Source organism: Stenotrophomonas maltophilia, assembly GCF_013464915.1.
Lineage (GTDB): Bacteria > Pseudomonadota > Gammaproteobacteria > Xanthomonadales > Xanthomonadaceae > Stenotrophomonas > Stenotrophomonas maltophilia_AT.
On the sequence record NZ_RAVT01000002.1, the window covers coordinates 152,855 to 171,365 of the forward strand.

The 18,511-nt window shown below is 66.5% G+C and carries 17 protein-coding genes and 1 pseudogene; 11 read left to right on the top strand and 7 right to left on the bottom strand.

Features of this window, described 5'->3' with window-relative positions:
* Positions 1 to 108 precede the first annotated feature (108 nt).
* Positions 109 to 1,755, top strand: a complete 1,647-nt coding sequence (locus D7T59_RS00715) for a fatty acid--CoA ligase (RefSeq protein WP_180850850.1) — start codon at positions 109 to 111, stop codon at positions 1,753 to 1,755.
* Between the two features lie 4 nt (positions 1,756 to 1,759).
* On the opposite strand, the pseudogene D7T59_RS21415 reads toward D7T59_RS00715, so the two are convergent.
* A pseudogene (locus D7T59_RS21415) lies at positions 1,760 to 3,056 on the bottom strand (S41 family peptidase).
* An 86-nt stretch (positions 3,057 to 3,142) separates the two neighbouring features.
* On the bottom strand, positions 3,143 to 4,717 hold the full coding sequence (locus D7T59_RS00725; RefSeq protein WP_180850851.1) for a S15 peptidase family protein: 1,575 nt from the start codon (positions 4,715 to 4,717) through the stop codon (positions 3,143 to 3,145).
* A 154-nt stretch (positions 4,718 to 4,871) separates the two neighbouring features.
* Between D7T59_RS00725 and D7T59_RS00730 the strand changes: the two genes are divergently transcribed.
* Both D7T59_RS00730 and D7T59_RS00735 read left to right on the top strand, forming a co-directional pair.
* Positions 4,872 to 6,176, top strand: coding sequence for a hypothetical protein (locus D7T59_RS00730; protein ID WP_258014530.1), 1,305 nt, complete (start codon positions 4,872 to 4,874; stop codon positions 6,174 to 6,176).
* 290 nt (positions 6,177 to 6,466) lie between these two features.
* Positions 6,467 to 7,207 (top strand): DNA/RNA non-specific endonuclease, encoded by a 741-nt coding sequence (locus tag D7T59_RS00735; RefSeq protein WP_180850852.1) that lies wholly within the window; start codon positions 6,467 to 6,469, stop codon positions 7,205 to 7,207.
* Positions 7,208 to 7,263: 56 nt separating this feature from the next.
* Here the strand turns inward: D7T59_RS00735 and D7T59_RS00740 are convergent, their stop codons facing one another.
* Positions 7,264 to 8,286: a zinc-dependent alcohol dehydrogenase family protein gene (locus D7T59_RS00740; protein ID WP_180850853.1), complete on the bottom strand. Its 1,023-nt coding sequence runs from the start codon at positions 8,284 to 8,286 to the stop codon at positions 7,264 to 7,266.
* A 70-nt stretch (positions 8,287 to 8,356) separates the two neighbouring features.
* Between D7T59_RS00740 and D7T59_RS00745 the strand changes: the two genes are divergently transcribed.
* Complete coding sequence (locus tag D7T59_RS00745) at positions 8,357 to 9,358, top strand: LysR family transcriptional regulator (protein ID WP_343203067.1); 1,002 nt, start codon at positions 8,357 to 8,359, stop codon at positions 9,356 to 9,358.
* A 22-nt stretch (positions 9,359 to 9,380) separates the two neighbouring features.
* Positions 9,381 to 10,076 (top strand): HAD family hydrolase, encoded by a 696-nt coding sequence (locus D7T59_RS00750; RefSeq protein WP_180850854.1) that lies wholly within the window; start codon positions 9,381 to 9,383, stop codon positions 10,074 to 10,076.
* Positions 10,077 to 10,083: 7 nt separating this feature from the next.
* Here the strand turns inward: D7T59_RS00750 and D7T59_RS00755 are convergent, their stop codons facing one another.
* The 4 genes from D7T59_RS00755 to D7T59_RS00770 form a co-directional block, all read right to left on the bottom strand.
* Positions 10,084 to 10,314 carry a hypothetical protein gene (locus D7T59_RS00755; RefSeq protein WP_180850855.1) on the bottom strand — a complete coding sequence of 77 codons (231 nt, stop codon included), beginning with the start codon at positions 10,312 to 10,314 and terminating at the stop codon, positions 10,084 to 10,086.
* Entirely contained in the window at positions 10,311 to 10,736 is a 426-nt protein-coding gene (locus tag D7T59_RS00760; protein WP_164137043.1) for a VOC family protein, read from the bottom strand. The genes D7T59_RS00755 and D7T59_RS00760 overlap by 4 nt, the downstream gene beginning before the upstream one ends.
* A 10-nt stretch (positions 10,737 to 10,746) precedes the next feature.
* Positions 10,747 to 11,208 carry a helix-turn-helix domain-containing protein gene (locus D7T59_RS00765; RefSeq protein ID WP_164137044.1) on the bottom strand — a complete coding sequence of 154 codons (462 nt, stop codon included), beginning with the start codon at positions 11,206 to 11,208 and terminating at the stop codon, positions 10,747 to 10,749.
* Between the two features lie 69 nt (positions 11,209 to 11,277).
* Positions 11,278 to 12,633 (bottom strand): sigma-54 dependent transcriptional regulator, encoded by a 1,356-nt coding sequence (locus tag D7T59_RS00770; RefSeq protein WP_180850856.1) that lies wholly within the window; start codon positions 12,631 to 12,633, stop codon positions 11,278 to 11,280.
* Positions 12,634 to 13,029: 396 nt separating this feature from the next.
* On the opposite strand from D7T59_RS00770, the gene D7T59_RS00775 reads away from it, so the two are divergent.
* From D7T59_RS00775 to D7T59_RS00800, 6 genes are all read left to right on the top strand, one after another.
* Positions 13,030 to 13,560: a hypothetical protein gene (locus D7T59_RS00775; protein ID WP_164137046.1), complete on the top strand. Its 531-nt coding sequence runs from the start codon at positions 13,030 to 13,032 to the stop codon at positions 13,558 to 13,560.
* Between the two features lie 32 nt (positions 13,561 to 13,592).
* Positions 13,593 to 14,174, top strand: a complete 582-nt coding sequence (locus D7T59_RS00780) for a hypothetical protein (protein ID WP_180850887.1) — start codon at positions 13,593 to 13,595, stop codon at positions 14,172 to 14,174.
* Between the two features lie 43 nt (positions 14,175 to 14,217).
* Positions 14,218 to 15,534, top strand: a complete 1,317-nt coding sequence (locus D7T59_RS00785; protein ID WP_106548441.1) for an adhesin — start codon at positions 14,218 to 14,220, stop codon at positions 15,532 to 15,534.
* A gap of 99 nt (positions 15,535 to 15,633) precedes the next feature.
* The gene (locus D7T59_RS00790; protein WP_180850857.1) at positions 15,634 to 16,338 is read left to right on the top strand and encodes a C39 family peptidase; all 705 of its coding nucleotides are present in this window, start codon (positions 15,634 to 15,636) and stop codon (positions 16,336 to 16,338) included.
* A 13-nt stretch (positions 16,339 to 16,351) separates the two neighbouring features.
* Entirely contained in the window at positions 16,352 to 17,101 is a 750-nt protein-coding gene (locus D7T59_RS00795; protein ID WP_180850858.1) for a hypothetical protein, read from the top strand.
* 46 nt (positions 17,102 to 17,147) lie between these two features.
* Positions 17,148 to 18,473, top strand: a complete 1,326-nt coding sequence (locus tag D7T59_RS00800; protein ID WP_180850859.1) for a transporter — start codon at positions 17,148 to 17,150, stop codon at positions 18,471 to 18,473.
* The last annotated feature ends 38 nt before the right edge of the window (positions 18,474 to 18,511 follow it).

Below are 18,511 nucleotides of genomic sequence, written 5' to 3' on the forward strand. Positions count from 1 at the left end.
CGCCCGCGGCTGGGCACAGGTACCTAGGTACGCTGGCGCAGGCCGGCAGGATCGCTAGTGTGGCGTAGAGACGTCCAGTGACCGACACGCCCTGCACAAGGAACCCCCATGCCATCCACCTCGACCTCCGATGCCCATGCGTATCCACTGCTGATCAAGCAGCTGTTGCTGATGCCGCTGGCGGTGAGCCCGGAACAGGAAATCGTCTACGGCGAGCATGTCCGCTTCGACTATCGCACCCTGCAGGCACGCATCACGCAACTGGCCGGCCTGCTGACCTCGCTGGGCGTGAAGCACGGCGATACCGTGGCGGTGATGGACTGGGACAGCAACCGCTACCTGGAGGCCTACTTCGCCGTGCCGATGATCGGCGCGGTATTGATGATGGTGAATGTACGCCTGGCGCCCGAGCAGATCGCGTATACGCTGAACCACAGCGGCGCACGGGTCATCCTGGCAAACCGGGACTTCCTGCCGTTGCTGGAGGCCATCGCCGATCAGCTGCCCGACCTGCGCACGCGCATCCTGCTGGATGATACGGGCGGCGCGCTGCCAGCGGGCTTCGCCAAAGAGTACGAAGAAGGGTTGCGCCAGGCCACGCCGCTCAACCGCTTTCCGGACTTCGACGAGAATGCCCGTGCCACGGTGTTCTACACCACGGGAACCACCGGGCGGCCCAAGGGCGTCTATTTCACCCACCGGCAACTGGTGCTGCATTCGCTGTCGGCGATGGCCGCACTTGGCAGCGCCCCCCGCCAGGGACGCCTGCATCGCGACGATGTCTACATGCCGATCACCCCGATGTTCCATGTGCACGCGTGGGGCCTGCCCTACGTGGCCACGCTGATGGGCATCAAGCAGGTCTACCCGGGCCGCTACCTGCCCGCCAGCCTGCTGGCACTCATCGCCCGCGAGAAGGTGACCTTCTCGCATTGCGTGCCGACCATCCTGCACATGCTGCTGGAACACCCGGACGCTGCGCGGACCGATCTGCAGGGCTGGAAGGTGATCATCGGCGGTGCCGCCCTGCCCCGCGCGCTCGCGCAACGTGCAATGGCACGGGGCATCGACATCTTCGGCGGCTACGGCATGTCCGAGACCTGCCCGCTGCTCACCATCGCCCAGATCGATGTGGATACCGTGACCGATGCCGATGAGGTGCTGTCGCTGCGGACCAAGGCCGGCCTGCCGGTACCGCTGGTGGACCTGCGCATCGTCGATCCGGACATGGTGGATGTTGCCCACGACGGCATCGCCACCGGGGAAGTCGTGGCGCGCGCGCCCTGGCTCACCCAGGGCTACCTGCATGATCCGGAGGCCTCGGCATTGCTGTGGGCCGGCGGCTACCTGCATACCGGTGACATCGGCAACATCGATGAAGGCGGCTACCTGCGCGTGACCGACCGCATCAAGGATGTGATCAAGACTGGCGGCGAGTGGATTTCCTCGCTTGCACTGGAAGACATCATCGCGCTGCATCCCGCCGTCAGCGAGGTCGCCGTGATCGGCATCGCCGACACGAAATGGGGCGAGCGTCCGTTACCGCTGGTGGTCAGGCAGGCGGGCAGCGAGGTGACCGAAGCGGAGATCATCGAACTGGTCGCGGCACGCAGCCGCTCGGGGGATGTCTCGCGCTTTGCGATTCCCGAGCGGGTGCGGTTCGTTGATTCGATCGAGCGGACCAGTGTGGGCAAGATCAACAAGAAGAAGCTGCGCAGCCTGCATGATCCGGGCGCAGGCAAGAGTAGCGGCTGACGCTTCAAGGCGGCTTGCGGGTGCGGATGCTATCCATCCCGGCACGTAGAACCCCAGGCCTGGAATCACGCTGTTGCCCCCGGATCCACGCCTCCAGTGCGGGCGTATCACGCATGTCCCCCTCATAGCGGATGTCCGGCATGTGCGGTGCATTGGAGCCGCGCGTGCGACCACGGAACACCTTCATCGGAACCGAGATCCTGGCCAGCCCGCTGGGCAGCGCTTCCGGCCTGACATCCATGTACAGGCTGTCGGCGGAGGTCTCTATACCGACCTGCATCGCGCCAAGCCGCTTCCACAGGTCCAGGGCGTCCAGGCACGCCGAACCACACGAGGCATCCGCCACGATCACCACCCTGCCCGGGCGCCGAAGACCGCCCTCCTGTTCCGGCGGCACCGGAGCCACAGGTACCTCGGAAGGTTCACGCCAGAGGAGGTCGCCGCGGGCGCTGGCCTGCGACATGCCGTCGGTTACCGTTTCCAGCATGCGGATCAGATCGGGCGATGTGTCAGGCACCTGCGCCAGCTTCTGCAGGAAGCCACGAAGCTGGGCGATGTTGGCATCGGACGTGCGCCATTCGACCCAGCTGACGTCACGCAATGCTTCCACGGCCCCGCGTCCCCACATCAACCGGGCCAGCTCGATACTCCAGTGCGAGGCGCCTCCGGTGTTGCCGCGCACATCCAGCACGACCAGCGGTGCGTTCTGCAACGCCTCGGCTGCAGGAGTGAGGTGCTGCAGCAGCCGGGTCAGTTCATGGAAATTGGCCGCACCGGGATCGGCATTGAAGCTGCTGGTGGTGATCCAGTAGCCTGCGCCGGGCAACACGCGCCAGCCATTGGCTGGGCGGAAGGAGCGCCGTGTATCGTCCAGGCGCGCCTTCCGCGCCTCCGGTCCGAGCGGTTTCCACTGCAGCAGATAGGCCGTGTCGCGTGCATCAGCCCGGAAGATGCACCGGCGCAGTGCCGGCACGAAGGGATTGCCCTGTTCAAGCAGCACCTCACCGCCGGCCTGCACGCGGCTGGCCTGCAGGTTCCGATGCCGCGTAGCCCCTCATGGCCCACCAGTAGCCGGCGAAACTGACGACCTTGCCTGCGCGTGAGCGTGCGAGTGCCAAGGCTTCGTCGAGCTGAGCGGCAAAGCCGGGATTCTGCCGGTCGGCCCCACCTGGATGGCTGCTGCGCATGGCTGCGTCGGCAGCATCCAGATCATCCATCAGCGTGCGCGACCAGTCGGTCGGCACGCCTTGCGTGGCGGGTGCGGCAAGCGCCGCCCCAATCAGCAGCCCTGCGATGGTCATGTGTTCATCCCTGCCATGGGTCGCCCCCAGTCCCGCAGCTTCCCGGAGCATGGTGCCGCGCCCGKTGSAACGGGCGCGGCACCACCTCAATGCAGCGGCACCTTCAGCACCGAAGGCGCGTTGGCTGGCGAACTGAAGGTCACCGTGCCGCCCAGCTGGCTGATGCCCGAATAACGCAGGTCGACCGTATCAACCACCAGGGTCAGTCGGCTGCCAGCCGGAAGGTTCCAGCTGCTCGCTTCCAGGCGCAGGTCCAGCGTCTTCGGCTGGCCCGGCGCGGCACCGCGCAGCGTGTAAGGCTTGTGGCTGATCAGCTGGCCGTTGCCCAGCACATCCTCGGCATACAGGTAGGCATACAGCGTGGTGTTGGCGCGGCTGGGGGTGACGGTCAAGCGCACCTCCGGCGCGCCGTCCAGGCGCCGTGCACTCCACTGGACCGGCCCTTGCCAGACGCCGGCGGCGTTACGGCCCACGAACGGAACATAGGCGCCTGGCGGAAGATTGATCATCTGCAGCGCGCCGGAGGCCATCGCCACGCCCGAGTTGGCAGCGGTCAGCAGGCCACTGCCGATACGGTAGTTCCAGCCGGTGCTGCTTCCGCTCTCGGCCAGGCCGCCGGTGGGCAGCAGCAGCCCCTTGGGTGCGGTCAGCGCATAGCTGACGACGCCGGCATTGGTCGCCTGCCAGTTCGGATACGTGCTCCAGCTGCCCTTCTGCGATTTCAGCTGCACCGCAGGCTGCCGGTCGATGCCGTTGGCTTCACCCTTGAGGTAGTGGTCGAACCAGTCGCCCACCGAGTCGTAGACCTCGTTGGGAATGCCCAGTGCGCCAAAGGCTTCGTTGAGCGCGTGGTCACCATGGCGCAGCTGCAGCTGCTTGGGGCCCTTCAGGCGGTTGAAGAAGTCCACCAGCTGGCCCGGCGGGAACAGGCTGTCGTTGAAGGCGTTGGCCAGGAACACCGCCGGCTGGTTGGCGTTGATCTCATCAATGCTGGCCCCCGGGCTGCGCTGCGCCGCCACAGGCAACAGTGAGTCCACCGCACCCTGGTAATTGCCCACCAGCACATTGCGGTTGATGGTGGCCAGTTCCGTTCCCGGACGGCCGGTGGCCAGGCCAGCCGCCACCAGCAGCGCGATGCCCTGTGCGCTGGGGGTATCGTTGCTGTACAGCGAGGCCTGCAGATCGGCCCAGCCACTCAGTGCCGCCACCGCCTTGATGCGCGGGTCGCGCGCCGCGGCCAGCAGGCTGGTGCCGGCGCCATACGAGATGCCCGAGACGCCGACACGCGTGGGATCGGCCCGGGTGTTGTCCAGCGCCCAGTCGATCAGGGCGCTGACATCCTCGACCGTGGCCGGCCCGGCAATGTCGATGCTGCCGCCTGATTCCCAGAAGCCACGCGAGCTGTAGCTGATCACCACGTAGCCGCGGCGCGCCAACGACTGTGCCACCCCCACGTACTCCACGCTGGGGACCGCCCAACTGCTGGGCATCACCAGCAGCGGGTAGCGGCCGTTGCCCGCGTCCTGCGGTTCGATGACGAAGGCCCCGAGAGGCGTTCCATCCCAGCTGGGGATGGTGCGATGGGTGGTCTTGACCGCCGCCGCCCAGGCGGTGGGCGCCAGCCCGGTCAGCAGGATCAACAGCAGCAGAACCTTGCGCATCGTCGTCTCTCCCCGTCGGTGGTGGTGCAACGGGTTGGACCGTACCAGTGCGAATGGTGGCTGGCACCTTGCGTCGCAGCATGACGTTTGCTGCATTGTCGCGACCTTTCGACCAATGCTATGACGGAACCATCCAAAAGGATGGATGGATACCATGAGGCCCAGGCCGCTCTTGCTTGCCGCCCTGATGCTGGGTGCCGCCGGTCCCGTATCCGCGGACGGTGCGGAACTGTCCGACGTGGCCGCCGAGGCAATCTTCGATGAGGCGCAGATGCTGTGCCAGGCCGACAACGGCCACCTTTGGGGAGCATCACTGTGTGGGCCGATGATGCTGGTAGACCGCACCAACCGGCGCGTCACGGCGTCCCATGCAGATGCACAGGGCAACCTGCAGGCACGTGGAAAGGTCTTCGTCGGCCAGCTTCCGCCCGATGCGATCATCGCCAACACCGCTGTCGACTGGTCAGGCACGCGCTGGACACAGCTGCTCTGGCCGCTGCCACGCGATGAAGGGCGGCGACGCACGCTGCTGGCCCACGAGATGTTCCATCGCCTGCAACCTGCGCTGTCGATCGTAGCGCCGGCCGAAGGCGGCAATGAGCACCTCGACACCCTGGAAGGACGCTATTGGATGCAGTTGGAATGGCGTGCACTTGCCGCGGCTCTGTCAGCGAGCGACCCTGGCGCACAGCACAATGCGATGAACGATGCGCTCGCCTTCCGTGCTGAGCGCTACCGTCGCTCCCCTGCTGCCGCCCAGGAAGAAGCCGCGCTGGAGTTGAACGAGGGCCTGGCCGAGTACACCGGCGTTCTGGTCGGCAACCTCACGCCTGCTGCACGCATCGAAGCCACACTTCATGACCTTCGCGCGCATGCCGGTGATCGCAGCTTCGTCCGTTCGTTCGCCTATGCAACCGGCCCAGCCTATGGCCTGCTGCTGGACCAGGTTTCGCCCGGATGGCATCGCGACCTCGGCCCCCTCGCCCGGGATCTGGGCACACTTCTGGCAGAGCACACGGGTATCACTCCCTCTACCGACGCATCCACACTGCGTGTCGCCGCAGCGCGTCACGGCGGCACTGCACTGCGCAGGTTGGAAGTGCAGCGCGAACAGCAGCGTCTTGCGCTGCTCGATCGCAACCGGGCCCGCTTCGTCACAGGGCCGGTACTGCGGCTGGATCTTCGCAGCATGCGCATCCAGTTCGACCCCGGCAACATGCAGCCGCTGCCTGGCAACGGCACGGTGTATCCCACGATGCAGCTGAGCGACGTATGGGGAACGCTGACGGTCACCGACGGAGCGTTGATGCAGAACGACTGGAAGGCCGTGTTCGTTCAGGCACCTGCATCGGGGGACCCGCCACTGCAGGGCAGCGGATGGCGGCTGAGCCTTGAGCCCGGATGGAAGCTCGTACCCGGGGCGCGCCGCGGCGACTACATGTTGCTTGCACAGCCCTGAGCCAGGCGACGACAGGCATCCCCGCGCCTAGCACGCGTACGTTGCACCCACGCGCCGCGTGATCTGACACCTCTCCAGTGCTTGCGCGCGGTCACAGCTTCGCCTTTTCATCGTTGACCGAAAGACGACAGCTTGTGACGCTTACGATACCGCCGGGCCTCCGCGGCCCAACAGCGCGGTCACGTCCCACCGCAATCCGCAGCACCCGTCTCCGCACCGTCTCCCCATGACCTCGCCCTGCCAGGTCGAGGCGGACGGCTGCGCCCTGAACTTTCTGCTGGAGAACCGCAATGCGCTTTGCAAGCTTCTTCTTCGCGTTCGTCCTCAGTGCCTTCGCCGGCGCTGCCCAGGCCCAGGTGGTCACCCTCAACAAGGGCGGCTTCGTGCTCACCTATGACTGCAGCATCCACAGCGCCACCCGCTACGAATACACGCTGACCGCCGACACCGGTTCGGCCGCCCGCCCGTCCAGCTTCTACAAGGATCCGGACCTGCCGGCAGGTTGCCTCGGCCAGACCAGCACCGCCTCCTACGCCAGCATCAGGTCCGGCTATGACCGGGGTCATCTGGTGACCTCCAATCACATGGACTACAACGCGACCTACATCCGCCGCGCCAACTACATGACCAACATCGTCCCGCAGGTTTCCAGCTTCAACCAGGGCATCTGGGTGAAAGCCGAGAACGTGGCCGAGTGCTATCGCGACATCGCACCGGTGGATGTCTACGGTGGCGTGGTCTACGGCGATGCGGCCAACGACTACTTCCTGGCCAGCCACGGCATCCCGACACCGGAATTCTTCTGGAAAACGATCATCACCCGCGACCCGAACACCGGCACGGCCAAGGCGATCAGCTGGATCATCCCCAATGAAGCGAACCTGGGCAGCCTGGACAGCTACCTGGTGACCATCGCCGATCTGGAGGACCTGCTGGGTGCCAGCTACGTGGCGATCAACGCACCTGCCTCGCTGAAGAACATGCTGCCGGCCGCCACCTGGCCGCAGCCAGCCGGGTGCGACCTGGGCTGACATCCGATCTGCCTGTGCGTGCGCCACCCACGCCGCACAGGCGATCTACCCCTCGATCAGAGCTCGTTCACCCGAATCACCACCTTGCCGAATGGCCCTTGCTGGAGCCGTGCGAAGGCGGCCAGCACATCGGAAAACTCATGGACTGAATCAACGACCGGCTGGATGCCTGCGCGTTCAATGGCGGCATTCATCGCCTCGAAGCTGGTGCGATGGCCGACCGAAACGCCCCTCAGCGCGCCACATCGCAACATCAGCGGAAGAGCGGGCACCTGCAGATCCCGTCCCTGCAGGAAGCCGATCTGAAGGATCTGGCCACCGATGGCCAGCGCCTGCACGCTCTGCACGAGATTGCCACCGCCAAGCACCTCCAGCACATGATCCACGCCCTTGCCATCGGTCAACGCCACTGCGCGGGCGGCCCACTCGGGATCCGTACCGGTGTTGATCCCGGCCCACGCGCCCAGGCGCTGCACCCTGTCCAGCTTGGCCTCGCTGCGCGAGGTCACGATCACCTTCGCACCCAGTGCCTGCGCGAACTGCAGGCCGAACAGCGAAACACCTCCCGTACCCTGCACCAGCACGGTCTGCCCGGCCGCCAGCCGGCCTGTTTCAACCAGTGCGAACCACGCCGTCAGTGCCGCCACCGCCAATGTGGACGCTTGCACATCCGACAGCGACGGCGGCGTTGCAACGGCAACGTCCTCCGGCAGCACCACATACTCGGCCAGCATCCCCGGCAGCGGTCCGCCCAGGGAAAGACCGTGCTGGAGGATCGCATCGGGCGGTGGCCCATCAAGCCACTGCGTCCAGAAATTGCCCATCACCCGCTGACCCACCGCAAAGCGGCGCACGCCCTCGCCAACCTCGACGACCTCTCCGGCCATATCCGATGCCGGCACGAAATGCGCAGGCACGGGGCCCGGAAGCAGCGCGCCGTCCACCATCAGGGCGTCGCGATAGTTGAGGGACACCGCTCCTACCCTGACCAGCACCTCGCCAGGCCCGGGCGTTGGCAGCAGGCGCTGCACGCGGTGGAGTCGGGCAATCCCCGGCCCGTTCAATTCCCAGGCATTCATCGTTGAAGTGGACACCGTGCATCTCCTGACTGCGCGGAACTGCGCCAGCCCAGTCTATTGACGCCTTTGAGTGGTCAGTTGCGGAATATTCGATCTAGACTGGCGTCTCGAATTCCCCAATCAAGAAGCCATGACCACCTATAGTGCTGCGCGCCTGCAGGGCATCAGCGTATTCGTGCAGGCCGTGGATGCCGGCAGCTTCACTGCCGCGGGGCTCCGCATGGGCCTGAGCAAATCCGCCGTGGGCAAGAGTGTGGCGACCCTCGAGCGGCGGCTGGGTACGCGCCTGCTCGATCGCACCACCCGACGCCTGGCATTGACCGCAGAAGGCGCGGAGTTCTACCAGGTCTGCCGCCGTATCCTGGCGGAACTGGACGAGGCCGAATCCCATGCCGCATCGCGCCGGCAGGAGCCTGCGGGCTTGTTGCGGGTCAGCCTGCCCGTTGCGTTCGGCCAGCGTTGGGTAGTGCCGATCCTGGTCGCGCTGGCACAGCGTCATTCCGGTTTGCAGCTGGACGTCAGCTTCACCGACCGCGCCGTGGATCTGCTGGAGGAAAACATCGATCTGGCCGTGCGGCTGGGAACGCTGGCCGAGAGCAGCTCACTGTCCGCGCGCGCACTGGGGCATCAACGCTCGGTGATATGTGCGGCGCCAGCCTATCTGGCTGCGCGCGGCGTACCCCATGACATCGCCGATCTGGCCGGACACGACTGCATCACCTTTGGCAGGCAGGGGCATGCGCTGCCCTGGTCAATGCCGGGCCCGGACGGCACCGTCATCCGCCATCGCATCCTGGGCCGGCATCGCATCAGTGATGGTGAGGCACTGCGATCTGCTCTTCTGGCGGGCCTCGGTCTTGGTGAGGCGACCACCTGGCTGGTGGGAGAAGAACTTCGCCGTGGCGAGCTGGTGGGCGTGATGTCGGCGGACAGCATGCAGGGCGGCCCCATCCATGCGATCTGGCCCACCACCCGGGACCTTGCTCCGAAGGTGCGTGCAGCGGTGGATGCGCTGGTGGATGCGTTCCTGCCCGTCCCCCCGTGGGAAGATAACCGGCCTGTCGCCCGATGATTGCAATTGCAAGGAGCTGTTGATGTCCCCCTACCCCTTCGATGCCGTGCTGTTCGACTGCGATGGCGTGCTGGTCGATTCCGAGCCGCTGGTGGCCCGCGTACTCTCGGAGATGCTGACCGAACGCGGCTGGCCGTTGACCCCGGCACAGGCGGGCGAAGTCTTCCTTGGCCAGTCGGTGGCCCATCTGGCCGGACTGATCGAAGAACGCACTGGCAAGCCGTTCACCGAGGAATGGCTGGAGGAATTCCGCCAGCAGCGTAACATCGCCCTGGCACGTGACCTGCAGGCGATCCAGGGTGCTCCGGAAGCGGTGCGTGCAATCGCGGTTGCGACCGGCGGGCGGATTGCCTGCGCATCCGGCGCCGATCTGCACAAGGTGCAGCTGCAGCTGGGCAAGGTCGGCATCCTCGATGCCTTCGGCGACCACGTCTACAGCGGCCAGGACATGCCGAACACCAAGCCGCACCCGGACGTCTACCTCGCGGCCGCTGCCGCGCTGGGCGTGGATCCGAAGCGCTGCGTGGTCATTGAAGACACCGTGACCGGTGCGACCGCCGGTGTTGCGGCCGGGGCCACCGTGTTCGGCTTCAGCGAGGGCGGCCCGCACCACAGCACGCCCGAGGCGCTGCGCGCCGCCGGTGCCCAGGTGATCTTCCAGCGCATGGAAGATCTTCCCGTGCTGCTGGCGGCCTACGCCGCCGACGCTGCCGCCTGACCCTGCGTCAACCCGCAGCGCCCTCCCTGGCGCTGCGGCCCTTGCCGGTGTAGTGCAGCGCAAACAGGTACAACCCGGTGAACAGCTGCAGGAACAGCGGCGGCAATGGCGAATAGGTGATCCACGCCGCCGGCTCGCCCTGCCCCAGACCGCGTGCGACGAAGTTGGCGATCACCGCCAGGGTGAACACGATCGAGGTCCAGCGATGCACCGGCCGTGCCCAGCCACCGCGGCTCATTGCCGTCGCCTCGTTTCGGAGCGGGCTTCGATCATCTTCCAGCCATTACCCGATGGATCGCGGAATCCGGCATCGATCGCACCGAAACGCTCGATCGGCTCCTGGGTAAACTCCACTCCTGCGGCCTGCCACTGCGCATGGCACGCCCGGCAATCATCCACGGCGAGCACCAACGGCGGCATCGCCCCCTTGGCCAGCAGTTGCTGCAGGGCCTGCGCGGTCGCGGCATCGTGGGTGGGCGGGCCCGGCACGAACAGGCCCAGCTGGAAGCCCTCCTGGCCAGGGCTGCGTACTGTCAGCCAACGGTAGCTGCCGTTGCGCACGTCGGTGTGCACCTCGAAGCCCAGCGTGCCAACGTAGAAATCCAGTGCTTCATCCTGGTCGCGTACATACAGGCCGACCGTGTTCACAGTGTTCGTCATGGGACCTCCCTCAGGTGGGGTCCACGTTAGCAACCGTCTCGCGGCGGCGCTTCTCCAAAACTGCGATGTTCAGGTCCGGGCGCTGCGCGGCGCGTGCGTGGCATTCCGGCACACTGGCCAATGCCGCCTCACCTGCCCGCTCACGCTCACGCACATTGCCCGGACTGTCGCCGGTGATGTCACGAAAGATCCGGCCAAAGGTGCCAAGGCTGGTCCATCCGGTCTGCGCGGCAATCTCAGTGACCGGCAGATCGGTATCGCGCAACAGCGCCACCGCGCGTTCGATGCGGCGGCTGAGCAGGTAGCGGTGCGGTGGCAGCCCGAATGCCTGCCTGAACGACCGGGCGAAGTGCGCCGGCGACACTGCACTGACCCCTGCAAGACGGGCCACCGGCCAATCCTCATGGCTGGCCCGGTCCATCTGGTCCTTTGCGCGCAGCAGGCGTCGCAGCAGTTCGGGGCTCTGGCTCATATCAAGCACTGCAACACACGAGGGCGTTGGCCGAAGCGTGGGCGGAGCGCCAGCCCGCGTCAACCCGGCTCAGCGCTGCGCAGGCAGCTCCAGCCGGTGCTTGCGGCACAGCCGGTACACCGTCACCCGCGAAATCTGCATCTGGCGCGCGCATTCGGACACGTTGTAGCCGGTCTGGCGCAGGGTCTGAAGCAGCACATCACGCTCGGCCTGGCCACGCGCATCATGCAGCATCGCGCCGGGCAGGGCCGGCACCGGCGCGCCCAGCTCCAGGTCCCGCTCGCTGATCAGCTCGCCTTCGGCCATGATCGCAGCGCGCTGCACCCGGTTGAGCAGTTCGCGGACATTGCCCGGCCAGTCGAAGCGGCGCATCGCCTGGATCGCCGCCGGCGAAAAGCCGCGTGCGCGCACCGTATGGCGCAACCGGAAGCAGCGCAGGAAGTGCTCGGCCAGCAGCTGCACATCGGCACCACGTTCGCGCAGCGGCGGCATCAGCAGCCGCAGCACGTTGAGGCGGTAGTAGAGATCACTGCGGAAACGGCCATGGGCCACGGCATGCTCCAGCTCGACGTGGGTTGCGGCAAGCACCCGCACGTCGGCGCGCAACGGCTGGCTGCTGCCGACCCGCTCGAAGGTGCCTTCCTGAAGCACCCGCAGCAGGCTGGTCTGGGCCTCAGCCGGCAGATCGCCCACTTCATCGAGGAACACGGTGCCGCCCTGGGCCGTTTCAAACACGCCGATCTGGCGCTTGTCGGCACCGGTGAACGAGCCACGCTCGTGCCCGAACAGCTCCGACTGCACGAGGTTGGCCGGGATTGCGCCGCAGTTGACGGCGATGAATGGCCTGCCTGCGCGTCCGGACAACGCATGCAGCGCGTGTGCGGCCAATTCCTTGCCCGTGCCGGTTTCACCGGTGACCAGCACCGGCAACTCCACCGGAGCGAACTTGTGCAGCACCGTGCGCACTGCATGCAGCGCGGGACTCTCGCCGATCAATGCGCGCGGCCCTTGCCCGTTGCACGCGCCATCAACCGGGGGTTCATCCGCATCGAACTGCTGGCGCATCGCGCTCACCAGGTCCTGCAGGCCGAACGGGAGCGTGAAGCGCGCCAGGCAGAACTGCAGCAGCGGCAGCCATGCCGTTGGCGTGGCACCTGCGCCGGGCGGCAGCACTGCCAGCCAGGGCAGATGCTGGTGCTGTTCGATCCACGGCATCAGCAGCTGCAGCGCCGGCCCATCCATATGGCGTAGATCGACGACTGCGAGCAGTCGATCGCGCCCACGCAGGCCGATGGCCATGCCGGGATCGGGATGGATGCTGCGTACATACCAGCCCGCGGCCGCCAACGCGCTGCGCTCGCTTGCCAGCGGTTCGCCAAACCAGAGTACACAGCGCGATGTTGAAGCCTCCGGGACCGCCGCCATGCTTCCCCCAGCATCCGGACTCCGTCGGCGGACTGTCAGGCAATCACCGGCGTGCCGCCCCCCGCCGGGACTTCTTCGGCCACCGGGGCGGCCTTTGATGGGCGGATCCTAGCGCTGCGCTAAACGGCAGCGCAATGAGCAGCGTGTCAAGAAATCGCCAGCTGAAGCGGCACCGTTGCAGTCGGCGATGTCACCTGTAACAACAATGCGACAGTCGGGCGTCCGCCTTGCCCTGTGGCAGCTGCGGGCTGCGCAATCCCAACAATTTCCCCACGCCGTTGTAACGCCCTGGCGCCACTCGACCGCGGCGCACCCCCGCCATCGGTTGCGGTGCTTACCTCCGGCAGTTGGCACGGTTGATGCGTGGTTCCGCCGCACCCACCGCGGGAGATCGGCATGGACGGCACCATCCTCATTCGTGGCCTGGCGGCACCCCTGGCGCTGGCCCTGTTGTCGGTCGCCATGAACGCGGCCGGTTCCGGCGCGCGCCAAGCGGTGAAGGCACAACCGGGCGAAATCGTCCTGTTGCGCGATGTGTCGGCGCGCCCCGCCTACCGGATGGCACCGCCGGGCATGGCGCTGATCGCCGATCCAAAGCCTCAGCAGGAGATCGCTGCCGCGCTTGGCACCCGTACCGGTAGCGGCGCAATGGACGAGCTGAGTGACGAGGACTATGCAGGCATGGGTGCAGGGCACGCCGCTGCCGCTTCGGCGCCGGGCGGGACGACGGTCGAGCGCGTCACCCAGCAGGCGCTCGGTGGCACGCTCGGCCGCAGCAGCGACGGCATGGTCGGTAGCAGCCTCGGCGCCGCCATGAGCGGTCCGCTGGGCGCGGTGGGCAACAGCACACGCGGCATTGGCGATACGGTACGCGGCGCCCTCGCCCAGTTCCCGCTGCAGGGTCCGGCCCCGGCAGGTGGCAAGTGAAACGCCCGTACCTGCCGCTGCTGGTGCTGGCGATGGTGCCGTCGCTTGCGCACTGCGACGAGTACAGCGGCATGCTGGCCTATCTGGATGTGACCCGTATCGAGGGCCGCGCACTGGCCGGTGCCAATGGCGCGATCGCGGTGAACCAGGCAGCCGGTGACCTCAACCAGCAGGCCAACCTGCGTGGCATCGCCAGTGGCGAGCGAGCCGATGTGGCCATCAGCGCCCAGCAACTGCTGCGCGGCAACCGGGTGCTGTCGGCGCCCCTGCACGCGCGCGCCGACATCGGCGGCGAAGCACTGGCGGGCGCCAGCGGCATCGCATCCATCAACCAGGCCAGCGGCATCGCCAACACGACGCTCAACGTCGTCAGCGCGACGCTGGCCCGACAGGGCATACGCGAAACCGACGACTCGGCCTTGGCCGCCGAAGGTTCCGCGTTGGCAGGGGGGCGGGACGGCGCCGGTCGCGGCGTTGCGACGGGCACCCGTAGCGTCGGTGTAGCCAGCACCGCGCTGCGGGGATTCGACGGGGTCCTGCAACTCAATCAGATAGCGGGCAGCGGCAACGACACGGCCAATGTGCTCGGCCTGGTCGTTCAGGACCGCCCGTGACAACCACCCAACCGATGCACCACCTGATGAGAGAGAGGGCACCATGAAAGCGACCGTCAAACAGACCATGCTCGCCATGGCGATTGCCACTGCCTCGACCGCCGCTGCGGCCAATGGCTGGGACAACCAGAACGCCAACGCGAACATCAACCACAACCACACCGTCAGTGAAACCCGCAACGACACGCACAACCACACCGACAACGACGTGCGCAACCGCACCGTCAACGTCAATGTGCAGAAACACAGCAACATCCAGGCCGACGAACGCAAGGAAAAGAACAACCACGGCGTCGACGTGAACCTGGAGAAGGACCTGCGGTTGAGTACCGATATCAACTTCTCCGGCGACCCGAACATCACCGGTGACATCGACCTCGACTCGGCCGCCATCGCAGTGATCGACAACCGCCAGTCGATCAGCAACAACGCCACCAGCAACAGCCTGGTCACCAACAGTGCCTCCATCGGTGACAGCGTCGGTGCCGGTGCATCGGGCAATCTCGGCTTCAACGTGGTATCGGGCGACAACAACGCGCAGGACAACGCCGCGTCGCTGTCTGCTGCCGATGCGTCCTTCAGCTTCGGCATGGCCGACGCCGAGGTGTTCGTCAACCAGGCTGGCTTCGGCAACGCCACGATGAACTCCGGCGTCACCAACGCCGCAGGCCTGGGCGGCAATGCGTTCGGCGGCGCGTCCGGCAATATCGGCGTGAACATCGCTTCGGGCAACAACAACGAGCAGAAGAACGCGCTCGCGGCCTCGGTAGCAACCACGGCGGTGGCGCAGTCGAGCATCAGTTCGAACCAGGTCTCCACCGGCAACACGGTCAGCAACGCCGGCTTCGTGCAGTCCTACACGGATACCGTGCAGGTCGGCATGCGTGGCGGTGTCAGCGGCCTGACCCTGGCCTATGGCGCGGGCACCTACCGCGGCACCGGCAACGCCTACCAGATGGCCAACTACTATCTGGATACCTGGAATGGCGAACTGCCACACCCGGGTGGCAACAGCACCGGGCACATCGACCTGGACAACCAGATCCAGAACGCCACGATGAACCCCAACCGGCCGGGGGTGGGCGGCCTGGGCTTCGACACGCGTGAGAGTGGCACCAGCCAGTTCGTCGAACTGGGCGTGGCCGACCTGTATGCCAGCCTCAGCGGCACGGTCAGCACCACGCGCTGGGTGAACGTCAACGCCACCAACACCTCGGCATTGTCGGGCAGCGCCTTCTCCGGCGCCTCGGGCAACATCGGAGTGAACGTGGCGTCCGGCACCGGCAACCTGCAGGCCAACAGCCTTGCCCTGGCAGTCGCCCAGCCCAGCACCGGCGGTGGTGGTGGCAGCGGCGAGTAAGCGCAACACCCCGGCCGTCCGCCAATGGCCGGGTTCCCGGGAGCCCCTGTTCCTCCTCCCCCTTGGGACAGGGGCTCCCCCCTGCTGCCGGAGACCGTGATGATCCATTGCCGTCTTTCGATGCGCCTGCTCTGCTGCCTGTTGCTGCTGGCCACTGCTTCTGCGTGGGCGGGCGACGTGCGCTTCAGTGGTGTACTGCCCAATGGCGCGCTGCTGCAGCAGAAGGTGGAGAGCATGCAGGAGCGGCGCTACCGCAACGTGGTACGCCAGCACACCGACTACAGCTGCGGGGCTGCGGCGCTGGCAACCATCCTGCGCCACGCCTACCACCTGGACACCGACGAGGCGACGGTCATCGAAGGGATGATGGGGGTGTCCGATCCGGCGCTGGTGGCCGAACGCGGCTTTTCGCTGCTCGACATCAAGCGCTACGTGGAATCACTGGGCATGCGTGGGCGTGGCTACCGCATCGACGAACAACGCCTGCGCACACTGCGCGTTCCCGGCCTGGTGCTGATGGACGTGCGCGGCTTCCGCCATTTCGTGGTGCTCAAGCAGGTACGTGAGGGCATCGTGGAAGTGGCAGACCCGATCCTCGGCAACCGCAGCCTGGCACTGCCGGAGTTTCTGGCGGCCTGGCCCTCACGTGCCGTGTTCGTGGTGATCGGCAGTGATTTCGATCGCAACACGGTGTTGCTGCAACCCAACGAACGGCCCAGTGCCCGCGCGCTCTTCGCGCGACAGGGGCCGATCACCGATGCCGAGCTGGTCGACTTCGGCTTCAGCCATGCCGACCTGTTCTGAAGGAGGCTTTGCCATGTTCCGCCGCCCTTTGCTGCTGGTCCTGATGCTGGCAACCCCTGCCCTGCCCCTGCTTGCGGCGGAGGGCGCGCCAGGACGTGGCCTGAAGGAAATTCCGGATCCCGAACTGAACCTGATGCGTGGCCGCTACACCGTAGGCGGAAACACCGTGGCCTGGTTCGGGGTGACCATGGTTTCGCAATGGCAGGCCAGCAACGGCGCCACGCTGCAGGGCGCGCTGACGCTGGGCATGGACTTCCGCAGCAGCGGCACCCCGAAACTGAGTTTCCAGCCCAGCGTGCACGTGACCGCCGCCGACGCACCATTGCCGGACACGCAGGGCCGCAGCATCGACAGCAGCGGCCTGGCCAACGCCAGTGGGCTGGTGCAGAGCGTGCAGGTGGCCGGCGATGGCAACGTCGCACGCAACGCCACCACGCTGGTGGTGCGTGACGGTGCCGTGCCCGCGGCGACGTCCGACGGCGCTCATTCGGCCAGCGCACGGCAGGCCGGTATCAGTGCCAGTGCGGTGCTGGACGGCAACCAGGCGCGCCTGATGCTGCAGGTGGACGGCCAGGGACTGGTGCAGCAATGGATACGCAATGGCAGCGTCGGCCAGGGCATCGCCCTGGCCGGTGACGGCCAGGCAGCCAGCAACCAGCTGCGGCTGGAACTGGTGAGGAACACCGCGGGCGGCAACCTGCCGTTGAGCCAGAACGTGGCCCAGGCAATCGCGCTGAACCGTGGCATGGGGCCGGGCCAGTAACACGGCACGGCATTGGGGGACGCGTTCCACAACGCAGGACACGAACATGCATACCCTTCTGAGGATCACCCCGCTGGCGCTGGCGGCGCTGGCGGGCACCGCCCTCGCCGCGCCTCCTGCGGCGGCCGACGACAATGCGGATGTACAGGCCTTGGCCAACCAGCTGGAGCAGCTCAAGAGCAACTACGCCCAGGAAGTTCGACGATTGCGCGAACTGGACATGCAGGTGCAGGCCATGCAGGCGCGATTGAGCGGCCGGGTTGGACCGATGGGTCCGGCAACCGCGCCTGCTCCGGCAACGGCAGTCGAGCATGGCTCGACGCTGCAGGGCGGTGCAGGTCCAGCCGTTCCACCGAGCAGCGAGGGCTACGCCAGCACGGCGGCCGAGGCGCAGCAGGCCAAGCAGGAGTCGCGGCGCAGCGTGGATGATGTGAAGCAGCAGCAATCGGCCCTGTTCTCCCGCCGTTTCACCATCGAAAACAGCCTCACCTACGCCCGCTACGACCGCAAGCAGCTCACCCTCAACGGTTTCCTGGCCCTGGACGCGATCTTCCTCGGCAACATCGCCATCGAGAACGTGGAGTCCGATTCGCTCACCTACAACCTGGCCGCCCGCTGGGGCGTCAGCCCGAACCTCACGCTCAACCTGGACGTGCCCTACCTGGCACGGCGCACGATCTACCAGAAAGGTGGGGCGGGCGGCGCAGCCGCTGCCATCGCACAGGAAGAGACCAATGGCAACGGCCTGGGCGATATCGGCCTGAGCGCCAACTACCGGCTGTTCGGGGAACGTGGCTGGCGGCCCGAGACGGTACTGACGGCGGGCGTGACCGCACCAACCGGTCGCGCGCCCTACGGCCTGGACTGGAAGGTGATCGAGCGCGATGACGACGACTACATCCGCTTCGCCGTGCCGCGCGAACAGCCCACCGGCAACGGTGTATGGCAGGCCAACCTTGGTCTCTCGATGGTCAAGACCGCTGATCCGGCGATCCTGTTCGCCAACATCGGCTACGTGCACTCCATCCCGCGCGGGTTCAACGATATCGACAGCAATCCGGATACGGTGAACCCGGGTGATGTGAAGCTGGGCGGCTCGGTGTACTTCGGTGCCGGTGTTGCCTTTGCGTTCAATGAACGCACCAGCCTCAGCCTGTCCTTCAGCGACCGCATCAGCGCCCGTGCCTCGACCCGCTTCCAGGGCGGCAAGTGGACGAAGGTGATCGGCAGCGACGCCAATGCGGCGTCACTGAATCTGGGCGTGACCTATGCGCTTAACCAGCACACCACGCTGGTCACCCTGCTGGGCATCGGCCTGACCCCGGATGCGCCGGACTTCACCTTGGCATTCAAGATTCCCTACATGCTCTGACCCGCCCGATTCGGCGACGACGTGGCCGCTGCCCGTCG

What these genes read in the sequence shown, in the direction of transcription:
- D7T59_RS00715 (WP_180850850.1), top strand. Translation starts at nt 109, where the DNA reads ATGCCATCCACCTCGACCTCCGATGCCCATGCGTATCCACTGCTGATC.
- D7T59_RS00725 (WP_180850851.1), bottom strand. Translation starts at nt 4,717, where the DNA reads ATGCGCAAGGTTCTGCTGCTGTTGATCCTGCTGACCGGGCTGGCGCCC.
- D7T59_RS00730 (WP_258014530.1), top strand. Translation starts at nt 4,872, where the DNA reads ATGAGGCCCAGGCCGCTCTTGCTTGCCGCCCTGATGCTGGGTGCCGCC.
- D7T59_RS00735 (WP_180850852.1), top strand. Translation starts at nt 6,467, where the DNA reads ATGCGCTTTGCAAGCTTCTTCTTCGCGTTCGTCCTCAGTGCCTTCGCC.
- D7T59_RS00740 (WP_180850853.1), bottom strand. Translation starts at nt 8,286, where the DNA reads ATGAATGCCTGGGAATTGAACGGGCCGGGGATTGCCCGACTCCACCGC.
- D7T59_RS00750 (WP_180850854.1), top strand. Translation starts at nt 9,381, where the DNA reads ATGTCCCCCTACCCCTTCGATGCCGTGCTGTTCGACTGCGATGGCGTG.
- D7T59_RS00755 (WP_180850855.1), bottom strand. Translation starts at nt 10,314, where the DNA reads ATGAGCCGCGGTGGCTGGGCACGGCCGGTGCATCGCTGGACCTCGATC.
- D7T59_RS00760 (WP_164137043.1), bottom strand. Translation starts at nt 10,736, where the DNA reads ATGACGAACACTGTGAACACGGTCGGCCTGTATGTACGCGACCAGGAT.
- D7T59_RS00765 (WP_164137044.1), bottom strand. Translation starts at nt 11,208, where the DNA reads ATGAGCCAGAGCCCCGAACTGCTGCGACGCCTGCTGCGCGCAAAGGAC.
- D7T59_RS00770 (WP_180850856.1), bottom strand. Translation starts at nt 12,633, where the DNA reads ATGGCGGCGGTCCCGGAGGCTTCAACATCGCGCTGTGTACTCTGGTTT.
- D7T59_RS00775 (WP_164137046.1), top strand. Translation starts at nt 13,030, where the DNA reads ATGGACGGCACCATCCTCATTCGTGGCCTGGCGGCACCCCTGGCGCTG.
- D7T59_RS00780 (WP_180850887.1), top strand. Translation starts at nt 13,593, where the DNA reads ATGGTGCCGTCGCTTGCGCACTGCGACGAGTACAGCGGCATGCTGGCC.
- D7T59_RS00785 (WP_106548441.1), top strand. Translation starts at nt 14,218, where the DNA reads ATGAAAGCGACCGTCAAACAGACCATGCTCGCCATGGCGATTGCCACT.
- D7T59_RS00790 (WP_180850857.1), top strand. Translation starts at nt 15,634, where the DNA reads ATGATCCATTGCCGTCTTTCGATGCGCCTGCTCTGCTGCCTGTTGCTG.
- D7T59_RS00795 (WP_180850858.1), top strand. Translation starts at nt 16,352, where the DNA reads ATGTTCCGCCGCCCTTTGCTGCTGGTCCTGATGCTGGCAACCCCTGCC.
- D7T59_RS00800 (WP_180850859.1), top strand. Translation starts at nt 17,148, where the DNA reads ATGCATACCCTTCTGAGGATCACCCCGCTGGCGCTGGCGGCGCTGGCG.